General features: G+C 67.8%; 11 protein-coding genes. 5 read left to right on the forward strand and 6 right to left on the reverse strand.

Annotated elements, in window-relative coordinates; all coding sequences use genetic code 11:
• Positions 1-49 precede the first annotated feature (49 nt).
• The 5 genes from polA (at position 50) to VGN82_RS06495 (ending at position 6,752) form a co-directional block, all read left to right on the forward strand.
• The gene (gene polA, locus VGN82_RS06475; protein WP_327526179.1) at positions 50-3,091 is read left to right on the forward strand and encodes a DNA polymerase I; all 3,042 of its coding nucleotides are present in this window, start codon (positions 50-52) and stop codon (positions 3,089-3,091) included.
• Between the two features lie 96 nt (positions 3,092-3,187).
• Positions 3,188-4,324 carry an AI-2E family transporter gene (locus VGN82_RS06480; RefSeq protein ID WP_327526180.1) on the forward strand — a complete coding sequence of 379 codons (1,137 nt, stop codon included), beginning with the start codon at positions 3,188-3,190 and terminating at the stop codon, positions 4,322-4,324.
• A gap of 135 nt (positions 4,325-4,459) precedes the next feature.
• Complete coding sequence (locus VGN82_RS06485) at positions 4,460-4,822, forward strand: DUF883 C-terminal domain-containing protein (protein WP_327526181.1); 363 nt, start codon at positions 4,460-4,462, stop codon at positions 4,820-4,822.
• 4 nt (positions 4,823-4,826) lie between these two features.
• On the forward strand, positions 4,827-5,279 hold the full coding sequence (locus tag VGN82_RS06490; protein ID WP_327526182.1) for a hypothetical protein: 453 nt from the start codon (positions 4,827-4,829) through the stop codon (positions 5,277-5,279).
• A 102-nt stretch (positions 5,280-5,381) separates the two neighbouring features.
• Complete coding sequence (locus VGN82_RS06495) at positions 5,382-6,752, forward strand: sensor histidine kinase (protein WP_327526183.1); 1,371 nt, start codon at positions 5,382-5,384, stop codon at positions 6,750-6,752.
• Positions 6,753-6,835: 83 nt separating this feature from the next.
• On the opposite strand, the gene VGN82_RS06500 is transcribed toward VGN82_RS06495, so the two are convergent.
• From VGN82_RS06500 to VGN82_RS06525, 6 genes are all read right to left on the reverse strand, one after another.
• Complete coding sequence (locus VGN82_RS06500) at positions 6,836-7,300, reverse strand: GNAT family N-acetyltransferase (protein ID WP_327526184.1); 465 nt, start codon at positions 7,298-7,300, stop codon at positions 6,836-6,838.
• Positions 7,297-8,283, reverse strand: coding sequence for a cysteine synthase A (cysK, locus tag VGN82_RS06505; RefSeq protein ID WP_327526185.1), 987 nt, complete (start codon positions 8,281-8,283; stop codon positions 7,297-7,299). The genes VGN82_RS06500 and cysK overlap by 4 nt, the downstream gene beginning before the upstream one ends.
• Positions 8,284-8,379: 96 nt before the next feature.
• Complete coding sequence (locus VGN82_RS06510; RefSeq protein ID WP_327526186.1) at positions 8,380-8,832, reverse strand: RrF2 family transcriptional regulator; 453 nt, start codon at positions 8,830-8,832, stop codon at positions 8,380-8,382.
• On the reverse strand, positions 8,829-9,338 hold the full coding sequence (gene dut / locus VGN82_RS06515) for a dUTP diphosphatase (RefSeq protein WP_327526187.1): 510 nt from the start codon (positions 9,336-9,338) through the stop codon (positions 8,829-8,831). Before dut ends, VGN82_RS06510 begins: the two co-directional genes overlap by 4 nt.
• Positions 9,335-10,612 carry a phosphopantothenoylcysteine decarboxylase domain-containing protein gene (locus tag VGN82_RS06520; RefSeq protein ID WP_327526188.1) on the reverse strand — a complete coding sequence of 426 codons (1,278 nt, stop codon included), beginning with the start codon at positions 10,610-10,612 and terminating at the stop codon, positions 9,335-9,337. The genes dut and VGN82_RS06520 overlap by 4 nt, the downstream gene beginning before the upstream one ends.
• Positions 10,613-10,734: 122 nt before the next feature.
• Positions 10,735-12,189 carry an AMP nucleosidase gene (locus tag VGN82_RS06525; RefSeq protein ID WP_327526189.1) on the reverse strand — a complete coding sequence of 485 codons (1,455 nt, stop codon included), beginning with the start codon at positions 12,187-12,189 and terminating at the stop codon, positions 10,735-10,737.
• Between the last annotated feature and the right edge of the window lie 10 nt (positions 12,190-12,199).

A 12,199-nucleotide genomic window follows, 5' to 3' on the forward strand; every position in this document is an offset into this window, starting at 1 on the left:
GGCATTCACCCGATGGACCGCTTTGCGCGGCCCGCTTATGGTCCGCGCCATGAGCGAGACAGCCCAGAAGACCGCAGCCCCCGCCCTGAAGCCCGGCGACCATCTCTTTCTGGTCGACGGCTCGAACTTCATCTTCCGGGCCTATTTCCAGTCGATCAACCAGGACCGGAAATACAACGCCCGCTCGGACGGTTTGCCTTCGGGCGCCGTCCGGCTGTTCGCGACCAAGCTGTTCCAATTCGTGCGCGACGGCGTGCTCGGGGTCAGGCCGACGCATCTGGCGATCGTCTTCGACAAGTCGGAGAACTCGTTCCGCAAGGCGATCTACCCGGCCTACAAGGGCAACCGCTCCGATCCGCCGCCCGATCTCATCCCGCAATTCCCGCTGATGCGCGAGGCGGTCAGGGCCTTCGGGCTCCTGCCGGTCGAGCAGGATGTCTACGAGGCCGACGACCTGATCGCGACCTATGCGAAGCAGGCCCGCGAGGCCGGCGCCGAGGTGTTGATCGTCTCGGCGGACAAGGACCTGATGCAGCTCGTGCGGCCGGGCGTCGCCATGTACGACCCGGCATCCGGCGACCAGAAGAAGGGCGCGGGCTTCCGGGCCGAGCGCCGTATCGGCGAGCCCGAGGTCGTCGAGTATTTCGGTGTGACGCCGGACAAGGTCACCGACGTGCAGGCACTGGCTGGCGACGCGACCGACAATGTGCCGGGCGCTCCCGGCATCGGCATCAAGACCGCGGCCCAGCTCATCGGTGAATATGGCGATCTCGAAACGCTGCTGGCACGTGCCGGCGAGATCAAGCAGCCCAAGCGCCGCGAGACGCTGACCAATCCCGAGGTCGTTGAGAAGGTCCGGATCTCGCACAAGCTCGTCACGCTGGTCGATGATGTGAAGGTCGAGACGCCGCTCGCGGATCTGACGCTCGGCCAGCCCGACCCGGCCCGGCTGATCGCCTTCCTCAAGGCGATGGAGTTCACCACCATCACCAAGCGCGTGGCTGAGGCCTATGAGGCCGATGTCGCGGCGATCGATCCCGACGAGGCTTTGGCACCGGGCGGCAGCCGCGCGGCCGAGCTCAAGGCGCTCTATGCCGGCGCTGATGCCAGCGACGCGCCCGCAGCACTCTCGGAAGCGGCGAGTGCGCCTGTCACGCAGCCGGTTGCGGCGGCGGCCAATGGCGACGGCTGGCTGAAGCCGGCCGATCTCGCTGCCAGCCGCAAGAACGCGGCGCTCGGCCAGAAGATCGACCTCACGGCCTATGAATGCGTCCGCGATCTCGATGCGCTCAAGCGCTGGATCGGCTGGGCCTACGAGGCCGGTCAGCTCGCGATCGACACCGAGACCAGCGCCATTGACCCGATGCAGGCCGATCTCGTCGGCATCTCGATGGCGGTCGCGCCGGGCCGGGCCTGCTACATCCCTCTGCAGCATCGCGGCGGCAGCGATCTCTTCGGCGGCGGCATGGTCGAGGGCCAGGTCCCGCTGGCCGAGGCGCTGGCGGCACTGAAGCCCCTGCTCGCCGACCCCGGCGTGCTGAAGATCGGCCAGAACCTCAAATACGATCTCGTCCTGCTGAAGCGCTACGGCATCGAGGTCGCGCCGATCGACGACACCATGCTGGTCTCCTACGCGCTCGATGCCGGCAGCAACAGCCATGGCATGGACAAGCTCTCCGAGCTGCATCTCGGCCATGAGACGATCACCTTCGGGCAGGTCGCCGGCACCGGCAAGGCGCAGGTCACCTTTGACAAGGTCGCGCTCGACAAGGCGACGGACTACGCTGCCGAGGATGCCGACGTGACCTTGCGGCTCTGGCAGGTCCTGAAGCCGCGCCTGGCGGCTGAGGGCCGCACCACGGTCTACGAGACGCTGGAGCGTCCGCTGGTCGGCGTCCTCGCCCGCATGGAGGCGCGCGGCATCGCCATCGACCGGCAGATCCTGTCGCGGCTCTCGGGCGAGTTCGCCCAGTCACTGGCGCGGCTCGAGGACGAGATCTACGAGCTTGCCGGCGAGAAATTCACCATCGGCAGCCCCAAGCAGCTCGGCGACATCCTGTTCGGCAAGATGGGCCTCGAAGGCGCCAAGAAGACAGCGACTGGGCAATGGGCGACCGGCGCCGGCGTGCTCGAGGAGCTGGCGGAGAAGGGCCATCCGCTGCCTTCGAAGATCCTCGACTGGCGTCAGCTCGCCAAGCTCAAATCGACCTACACCGACTCGCTGCCGGCCTATGTGAACCCGCAGACCAGCCGGGTTCACACGTCCTATGCGCTGGCGGCGACGACGACGGGCCGGCTCTCGTCATCGGAACCGAACCTGCAGAACATCCCGATCCGGACCGAGGCAGGGCGCAAGATCAGGACGGCCTTCATCCCCGAGCCGGGCTACAAGCTGGTTTCGGCCGACTACAGCCAGATCGAGCTGCGGCTCCTTGCCCATATCGCTGAAATTCCGCAGCTCCGGCAGGCCTTCGCCGACGGTATCGACATCCATGCGATGACGGCCTCCGAGATGTTCGGCGTTCCCGTGCAGGGCATGCCGAGCGAGGTCCGCCGTCGCGCCAAGGCGATCAATTTCGGCATCATCTACGGCATCTCGGCCTTCGGCCTGGCGAACCAGCTCGGCATCGGTCGCGAGGAAGCCAGCGCCTATATCCGCAAATATTTCGAGCGCTTCCCCGGCATCCGCGACTACATGGACCAGACCAAGACCTTCGTGCGCGCCAACGGTCATGTCGAAACGATCTTCGGGCGCATCTGCCATTTCCCGGCGGTGGCCTCTAAGAATCCGTCCGAGCGCGCCTTCGTCGAGCGTCAGGCGATCAACGCGCCGATCCAGGGTTCGGCCGCCGACATCATCCGGCGCGCCATGATCCGGATGGAGGATGCGCTGGCGGCGGCGCGGCTTGATGTCCGGATGCTGCTGCAGGTCCATGACGAGCTGGTGTTCGAGGTGCCTGACGATCAGGTCGAGGCGGCCCTGCCGGTGATCGAGAAGGTCATGGTCGAGGCGCCGCATCCGGCGGTTCAGCTCAGGGTGCCGTTGGCGGTCGAGGCCCGCGCGGCCGGAAACTGGGACGAGGCGCATTGAGCGGAGGCTGCCCGCGACGGAACCTTCGCCGATAGCCCAACGTTGTCGTTGTGGACGCGCCGGGGGGCGCGGTGCGCGCGCGTTGGAACCAAGGCCATGCTCAATTCATCCGCCTGGAAGCCTTTTCCGCGCTATATGGCGGAACCTGAGGTCGAGGAGGCCGGCGCCGATATCACGCCCCGCGAACATGACCTCATCGTCCGCTATGCGATCATCGGCATCTTCGTCATCCTCGCGACCGCGACGCTCTACCTGACCAAGGTGATCGCGTTGCCGATCACGGCCGGAGTCATCTTCGGGCTCGTGCTGGGCCCGGCCGTCGACTGGCTCGTGCGTCGCAACGTGCCGCAGCATCTCGCGGCTGCGATCATCGTGCTGCTTTTTCTCGGCATGATCCTGGCTGCGATCACCGTTCTGGCTGTGCCCGTGGCCGGCTGGAGCGACCAGGCTCCCGGAATGATGACGGCTGCCAAGGCCAAGCTCGCAGGTATCTTCGTCGTCCTGGACGAAGCCAAGCAGGCGATCGGCGCGATGATGGGCAAGAGTGGCGCCGAGCTCAGCGTTTCCCAGGGCAATCCGCTTGTCGACATCGCGATGACCTCATCGACCGCTGCCGGCGGCCTCCTGATCTTCGTCGCGACGGTCTATTTCTGGCTGGCGACGCGCCGCCACCTCAAGGCTCGCGCCTTGCGGCTTTGCCTCGGTCGCGGCGCGCGGAAATCGGCAGGATCCTTCTTCCAGGAGATCGAAACGCGGGTGGCGCGCTATTTTGGCCTGGTGACTCTGATCAACCTCGGCATGGGCGTCCTGACGCTGACGATCGCCTGGCTGGCCGGCCTGCCCTTCCCGCTCTTCTGGGGCGCGCTCGCCTTCCTGCTGAACTACCTCGCCTTCATCGGGCCGATCATCGTCACGGTGATGCTCTTCCTGGCGGCGCTGATCGATGCGCCCTTCCTGGTGACGGCGATCTGGCCGGCCGCGGCCTATTTCGTGCTGCACCTGATCGAGGGCAATGCGGTGACGCCGGTCTTCGTGGGCAGGAGCCTGACGGTCTCGCCCTTCCTGGTCTTCATCGGCTTCATCTTCTGGCTCTGGCTCTGGGGGCCGGTCGGTGCGGTGCTCTCGACTCCGATCCTGCTCGTCGCCATGGTGGCGCAGGAGGAATTCGCCCGCTATCGCGCGGCGCAGGCCGAGGAGCAAGGTCTCGAACAGGTTGAGGCGAAAGCAGCCTGAACCTTGGAGGGAACCCATGTCGGCGGCGCGCGTTGGCCGGTAAGGCTCGGCCGGCCTTTTACTTCGTCCGGCGGGGCAACGTTTTTGGGATCCGTTCAACCGACATCGATCTACGCAGAGGATGGGACAAGCGACATGGCCACCACCACCACTTCCGCCAAGCGTCAGGCTGCGGCTGCCGTCAAGCGCGCCAAGGACGAGGCCGTCGCCGGCGGCGAGGAGATTGCCGCCGAGGCGCGCAAGACCGCAAGCCGCGCCAGGCGCGAGGTGGACGAGATCGAGGCCAGCCTCGCGCGGGGGGCTGACGATCTGGTCGCGACCGTCAGCGAACGCCTGCGCTCGGTCGGCGTCGATACCGACCGCATGGTCGATGTCGCCAAGGAGCAGGCCACCGACCTCCAGCGCCTGATCGAGGAGGAAATCCGCGAGCGCCCGCTGCGGGCGCTGGGGCTGGCGGCTGCCGTCGGCCTCTTCGTCGGCTTCCTGTCGGCGCGCTGATCCGATGCTGGGGGGAATCGGAGCGTTTCTCGCATCGGAGATTTCCGGAGCAGTCAGGCGGAACGTCACTGTCTATGCCTTGTTCGGGCTCGCGGCTCTGCTGGTATTGTGTGCCGGCGGCTATGCGCTGAATGCGTTGCACACGGTCCTGGCGCTGCGCTACGGCGCGGCCGAGGCGAGCCTGTTCATCGCCGGAGGGCTGCTGGTCGCCGGGCTTCTGGCCTTCGGCATCGGGCTCTACGTCAAGAACAAGCGGCGCCCACCCCGCCCACTGGCGACGACCGCGCTGGCAGCGGCTCCGATCGCCGCACCGATCGCCGCCAAGCTCGTGGGTGCGGGCCTCGGATCACGAAAAGGCTGGCGCTATGCGGCTCTCGGGGGCGTCGTCCTGCTCGGCGCGCTCCTCGGGCGGCAGTTCTTCAGCGGCAGCGATGCTGACGACGAGGACGAGGCATGAGCGGGCGCGAGCGCCTGCCGGGCTGGCCTTGGCCAGGCCCAAATCGTCGCTGCCTGTCATTTAACATAGGGATTATGGCTGCCGTCCTGTAACAGGGTAGCCATGGCAGTTCAGGTGAGGCCCCGCTCGCGCTTTCTGATCCCGATGATCCCCGCCCTCCGGGCGCGCCTGCGTTCGGCGACGGTCACGGTCATCGCGATCGCTGTCGTCGCGGTGTCGGTGCTGCTGGCGGCGTGGATCAATCTCCAGGCCCAGAACACCGCCGAGCGCGTCTCCCGTGCCATTGCCATTCGCGAGAGCGCCGAGCGCTTCCTGGGTCATCTGCGCGATGCCGAGACGGGGCAGCGCGGCTACATGCTCACAGGTACCGCGAGCTATCTCGTCCCCTTCACGAACGGGCGCAGCGCCGTCATTCCAGCACTGGAGACGCTCGAACGGCTCGTCGAGCACGACCCGGTGCAGAAAAAGCGCGTCGCCGACCTGCGCGAGCATGTCGAGCGCAAGCTCGAGGAACTCGATGCGACGGTCGGGCTCGCCCGTGACGGTCGCAAGGACGCGGCGCTCGCCGTGATGCGCGACGGCAGGGGCATTGGCGCCATGGATGCGTTGCGCGACGGCATCCAGCAGGTCCAGCTGGCCGAGAACATCCGCCTCGTCTCGCTGAACCGCAATGAGGAGCGCCGCCGGCTGTGGGCGAGCATCGGCATCGTCGTGGCGTTGGCGGGTCTCGCCTTCGCCGCGCGGCAGCAATTGCGCACCCGTCAGCGCCGCAGCATCTCGCTGGCGGAGAGCAATGCCGAACTCGAACAGATCGTCGGCGAGCGGACGCAGGAGCTCGAGAATGAGCGCCTGCGCATCGAGGCCCTGCTTCGCGACGTCAATCACCGCGTCGGCAACAACCTCGCCATGGTCTCCGCGCTGCTCAACGTCCAGAGCCGCCAGAGCCGCGAGCCGGCGGTGCGGACTGCGCTCCAGCAGGCGCAGTCGCGCATCCAGGCCATCGCCGCAGGCCAGCGTCGTCTGCGGCTGGACCTCGACACCGACGAGATCGATGCAAGGCCCTATATGGAGGATCTGCTGGCCGAGATCGGCAAGGCCGCCGAGGGCCGACCGATCGAGGTCGCGCTCGCGATGGACGCGATCCGCCTGCCCGGGCGTGATGCGGTGTCCTTCGTGGTCATCGTCAACGAGCTGGTGACGAACGCGATCAAGCACGCGTTCCCCAACGGGATCGCGGGCAAGATCGTCATCCGTTTCGCCGAGACGGTTCAGGACGGAGAACCCGCACTGGCCTTGTCGGTGGAAGATGACGGTGTTGGCATGCCCGCCGAGATCGAGACCAAGGGCCTCGGGCAGACGGTGATCGCGAGCCTGCTCCGAAGCATGCAGGCGACGATGACATCAGCCCCGCTCGATGCATCCGCGAGCCGTCCCGGCACCTGCGTCACGCTGATCTTTCCCAAGCGGGACTGAAGCCGGCGGCGGTTCGGGAGCAGGCTGATCTTTCTCGGGAAGCCCGGGATTGACCCGCGCTTCCATCGAAACGAAGCACGCTCTCAGGGCTCGTCGCTCCGCATGAGCAGATGCGTGCGCGCCGCGCTGTCGATCTCGCGGACGAAGCCTTGCGCTTCCCAGAAGCTGGCCGCGCCGGCATCCGCTGCGCGCAGGGAGAGGCGGCCGGCAATCGCGAAACCCTGCTGGATCAAGGCCGTCGCCAGGATGCGCCCGATGCCCGACCGGCGCACCGCCTGCCGGACATAGACATGGCGGATGCGGGCGAGATCAGGCGCGGAGTCGTAAGGATCGGCCGTCAGCCCGCCCAGCGCGACCAACCCGCCGCCGCGAAAAGCGGCTAGCATCATCGGCAGCTCCGCGCCTCCGGAATAGCGTCCCTGCGCGATCTCGTCGGCCAGTCGATCGAGAAAGTCGTAACCCTCCGCTGCCGCCTCCCGCCGAAGGGTTTCGAAACCCTCCGGCGGATCGTCGAGAACGCGGCAGAGCTGGGGCAATGGCTCCGTCACAGCCCTTCGAACAGGGCGCTGGAGATGTAGCGCTCGGCGAAGGAGGGGATGATCACCACGATCGTCTTGCCGGCGTTCTCGGGGCGCGCGCCGACCTCCAGGGCTGCAGCGATGGCCGCGCCCGACGAGATGCCGGCGGGGATGCCCTCCTTCTTCGCCAGCGCCCGCGAGGTCTCGAAGGAGGTCTGGTTGCCGACGGTGACGACCTCGTCGATCACCGAGCGGTCGAGGATGCCCGGCACGAAGCCGGCTCCGATGCCCTGGATCTTGTGCGGGCCGGGCGCGCCGCCGGACAGCACCGGCGAATCCTCCGGCTCGACCGCGATGATCTTCACGCCCGGCTTCCTGGCCTTCAGGACCTGGCCGACGCCGGTGATCGTGCCGCCGGTGCCGACGCCCGCGATGAAGATGTCGACCTTGCCGTCGGTATCATTCCAGATCTCCTCAGCCGTGGTCTTGCGGTGGATCTCGGGATTGTGCGGATTCTCGAACTGCTGCGGGATGATCGCGCCGGCGATCTCGTTCTTCAGCTCCTCGGCCTTGGCGACGGCTCCGCGCATGCCGCCGGGGCCGGGCGTCAGCACGAGTTCGGCGCCGAGCAGCGCCAGCATCTTGCGGCGCTCCAGCGACATCGTCTCCGGCATGACCAGGATCAGGCGGTAGCCGCGAGCGGCCGCCACGAATGCGAGGGCGATGCCGGTGTTGCCCGAGGTCGGCTCGATCAGCGTGCCGCCCGGCTTCAGGGCGCCCGAGGCTTCCAGCGCGTCGATCATGTTGACGCCGATCCGGTCCTTGACGCTGGAGATCGGGTTGAAGAATTCGAGCTTGGCCAGGATCGTCGCCTTGACGCCGCGCTCGGCGGGCAGGCGGTTGAGTTTGACGAGAGGCGTATCGCCGATCGTGTCCGTGATCGATTCGTAGATCCGGCCCCGGCCGGGCGTCTTCACCGGTTCGGTATCGAGCTTGCGCGCTGCCTCGGTCATGAAATGCTCCTTGACGCTTCGGTTTCAAACCGTCGATTGGGCAGGCAGGCTAGCTCAATTCACATGACGTGTCGATGAATTGAAACAAATCACATTTCATATCGTGAAATCGACGTCCGCGCGCGCGGCGCCGAACACGGCCTCGTCTTGGGCGCGCTGGCAGAGCTCCTCGACCGTGATGCCGTCGAGAGCTTCCAGGAAGGCCTGCGAGGCGCGCAGGACCTCGGGCCCGACGACTTCGTCGATGAGGCGGGAATGCGGCGTCGGCCCGAGCCCATCCTCGGCGGCCTCCTGCATGGCGGCGCGCGCGATATCGCCGGCGGTGATCCTGCGCCGTTCCCGGGCCAGCTCGTAGCCGCCGCGCGGGCCACGCACACCCTTGAGGATTCCGACCCTGACCAGCGCCTGAAGCAGCGTCTCGAGATGGCGCGGCGGCAAGTCGTGGCGCGCCGCCAGAAGCTTGGCCGCGACCGGCGACGGCCTTGCATGCAGGGCGATGTCGACCACCGCCGCGATGGCGAGCTGGCTGCGGCGGGAGAGCAGGATCACGCGAGCGCTCCCTTGACGGCGCTTGTCGCGGCGTCGGGGCCCGCATCCGAGATACCGGTCGAGCCGAAGCCGCCCGCCCCGCGCCCGGTCTGGTCGAGCGCCGTGACTTCGACCGTGATCGCGCGCGTGACGGGCGCGATCACGAGCTGGGCGATGCGGTCGCCTCGGCGGATCGCAAAGGCGGTGTCGCCATGATTGATCAGGATGACCTTGACCTCGCCCCGGTAGTCGCTGTCGACGGTGCCCGGCGCGTTCAGCACGGTGACGCCATGCTTGGCGGCGAGTCCGGAGCGCGGCCTGACCTGCGCTTCGAAACCTCCAGGCAGCTGCAGGGCGAGGCCGGTCGGCACCAGGGTCCGTGCCCCCGGCGCCAGTTCGAGCGCCTCGCCATCGCTGATCGCGGCGCGCAGGTCCATGCCCGCGGCGCCTGCACTCTCATAGGCCGGCAGCGGCAGCCCGGCGCCATGCGGCAGGCGGAGGAACGCGATGCTGACCACGCCGCTCACGCCTCGACTCGCGCCGCGGCAAGCCGTGCGATATGCGCGACGAGACGGGTCGCAACCTCCTGCTTGGCGAGCGTCGGCCAGCTTTCGACTGCGTCGCGTGTCACCAGATGCACGGTATTGGCGTCGCCGCCCATCACCCCGGTGCCGCCGACATCGTTGGCGACGATCAGGTCGCAGCCCTTCCGGGCCAGCTTCGCCTGCGCATAGGCGACGACATTCTCGGTCTCGGCGGCAAAGCCGACGACGAGATCGGGCCGGCCGCTTTGCCGATGCGCGATGGTGGCGAGGATATCGGGGTTCTCGACGAGGCTCAGAGGCGGCAGGGCGCTGCCATCCTTCTTCAGCTTCTCGGGGGCTTCGTCCGCCACGCGCCAATCGGCGACGGCAGCGGTGAAGATCGCGATCGCGGCCGGCAAGGCGGCCTCGACGGCCGCCAGCATTTCGCGTGCCGATTCGACATGCACAGTCTCGACACCGGCCGGATCAGGCAGGTTGACCGGGCCCGAGACCAGCGTCACGCGCGCTCCGGCGGCCGCAGCCGCTGCGGCGATGGCGTGACCCTGCTTTCCCGAGGAACGGTTGGCGATGTAGCGCACGGGGTCGATCGCCTCATGCGTCGGGCCCGAGGTCACCAGCACATGCCGGCCGGCGAGCGGGCCGGATGCGTTCGCCGCGCCGCCCGGCAGGCGTCCCAGGAAACCGATGGCCCGCTGCTGCGCCGTGGCCTCGCCGGCGAGCGCGAGTTCGATCGCGGCCAGCAGCTCCGCCGGCTCCGCCATACGCCCCGGCCCGTTCTCGCCGCGCTCGGCCATGGCGCCGGAATTGGGGCCGACCACGAGCACGCCGTCCTTCTCGAGCTGCGCCATGTTCCGGCGCGTCGCCGGATGCTGCCACATCCGCGGGTTCATCGCGGGCGCGATCAGGACGCGCTTGTCGGTGGCGAGCAGCGCCGTCGAGGCGAGGTCGTTGGCGAGGCCGGTCGCCATCTTGGCGATCAGGTCAGCGGTCGCGGGCGCCACGACCAGGAGGTCGGTCGAGCGCGACAGCGCGATATGGCCGATATCGGCCTCATCGGTCAGCGAGAACAGGTCGGTGAAGCAGCGCTCGCCGCACAGCGTCCCGACCGAGAGCGGCGTGACGAATTCCTCGCCCGCCTTGGTCAGGATCGCACGCGTGGCGATGCCGCGATCCTTCAGCCGGCGGATCAGCTCCAGGCACTTATAGGCGGCGATGCCGCCACCGATGATCAGGAGAATGGAACGGGAAGGAGGCAATGGCGGCGGTTCCTAGCCTTGGTCGGCTGGTGTCGTAGCATTGGGCATGGGGCACGGGAACCCTTTCCCCTTGGGCGGCGCAGCGGCTTGACGTTGCGGCCGCGCCCGGGGCGCCCTTGGCTTCACCGGAACGGCGGCTCGTCGAAGCTCCTGAGCTTGCGCGAATGGATCGTTGAGCCCGCCTCCTTCAGCTTCTCCAGCGCGGCGAGCCCGATCTTGAGATGCTCGCTGACGGCGCGCTCATAGAAGGCATTGGCCGCGCCAGGCAGCTTGATCTCGCCATGGAGGGGCTTGTCGGAGACGCAGAGCAGCGTGCCATAGGGCACGCGCAGCCTGTAGCCCTGCGCCGCGATAGTGCCGGATTCCATGTCGACCGCGATGGCGCGCGAAAGGTTGATGCGCCGCCGCTCCTTGGTCCAGCGCAGCTCCCAGTTGCGGTCGTCCTGCGTCACCACGGTGCCGGTGCGCAGGCGGTTCTTCAGGCGCTCGCCCTGCTCGCCGGTGACTTCGGCGGCGGCTTGCTGGAGCGCGACCTGCACCTCGGCCAGTGCCGGGATCGGCACCTCGGGCGGAACCACGTCATCAAGGATGCCGTCCTGCCTGAGATAGGCATGGGCGAGCACATAGTCGCCGATGATCTGGGTCTGCCGCAGGCCGCCGCAATGGCCGACCATCAGCCAGCAATTCGGTCTCAGCACCGCGAGATGATCGGTGATGTTCTTGGCGTTGGAGGGGCCGACGCCGATATTGACCAGCGTGACGCCCTCGCCGTTTTCGCGGATCAGGTGGTAGGCCGGCATCTGGAAGCGGTGCCAGGGCGCCGACATCACGCGCTCGGCGGCGCTGACGTCGATGCCGTCGCGTTCGATCCGAACCCCGCCCGGCGTGACCAGCGCCAGCGCCGTGCCGGCCTCGATCTCCGCCAGCGCCAGCCGCACGAACTGGTCGACATAGCGGTGGTAGTTGGTCAGCAGCACCCAGGGCTGCACCGCGCGCCAGTCGGTGCCGGTGTAGTGGACGAGCCGGCGCAGCGAATAATCGACCCGCACCGCGTCGAAGAGCGAGAGCGGGCGCGGCTCACCCTCGACGATGTCGAATGTGCCGTCGGCGACTTCGTCGCCGACGAGCGACAGCAGAGGTGTCGGAAAATGGCGCGCCAGTTCGGTCGCCGTGACCTTGCCGCGCCCGAGTTCGTCGCCGCCGTCGAGCGCGTAGGGATAGGGGATCTCCTGCGGGCTGACCCCGGTCTCGATCGTCGCGCCATATTCCTCGACCAGCGGCTGAAGCTGGTCGAGTAGATAGGCGCGGAACTCGGCCGGCTGCGTCACCGTTGTCGAGTAGACGCCGGGAGTGGCGAATTTGGCGTAGCCACGCCGCGTCGCGGCCGGCAGCTTGGAGGGCTCGTAGGTGACGCGAAGCAGCGGGTAGCGATAGCGCGCCCGATCCTCCGCGGTCGGCGCCTGGCCGGTCTCGAAGAAGCGCTGCAGGTCGTCGCGTAGCGCCGTCCGGGCCTGGGCATAGAGCGCCTCGAGCCGGTCGATGGCGGCGGCGGGGGTGGCGGCGGTCTCGAACGTCATCGGCGGCTGC

Source organism: Allobosea sp. (genome assembly GCF_035999205.1).
GTDB lineage: Bacteria > Pseudomonadota > Alphaproteobacteria > Rhizobiales > Beijerinckiaceae > Allobosea.

What these genes read in the sequence shown, in the direction of transcription:
- polA (WP_327526179.1), top strand. Translation starts at nt 50, where the DNA reads ATGAGCGAGACAGCCCAGAAGACCGCAGCCCCCGCCCTGAAGCCCGGC.
- VGN82_RS06525 (WP_327526189.1), bottom strand. Translation starts at nt 12,189, where the DNA reads ATGACGTTCGAGACCGCCGCCACCCCCGCCGCCGCCATCGACCGGCTC.
- VGN82_RS06480 (WP_327526180.1), top strand. Translation starts at nt 3,188, where the DNA reads ATGCTCAATTCATCCGCCTGGAAGCCTTTTCCGCGCTATATGGCGGAA.
- cysK (WP_327526185.1), bottom strand. Translation starts at nt 8,283, where the DNA reads ATGACCGAGGCAGCGCGCAAGCTCGATACCGAACCGGTGAAGACGCCC.
- VGN82_RS06495 (WP_327526183.1), top strand. Translation starts at nt 5,382, where the DNA reads ATGGCAGTTCAGGTGAGGCCCCGCTCGCGCTTTCTGATCCCGATGATC.
- VGN82_RS06485 (WP_327526181.1), top strand. Translation starts at nt 4,460, where the DNA reads ATGGCCACCACCACCACTTCCGCCAAGCGTCAGGCTGCGGCTGCCGTC.
- VGN82_RS06490 (WP_327526182.1), top strand. Translation starts at nt 4,827, where the DNA reads ATGCTGGGGGGAATCGGAGCGTTTCTCGCATCGGAGATTTCCGGAGCA.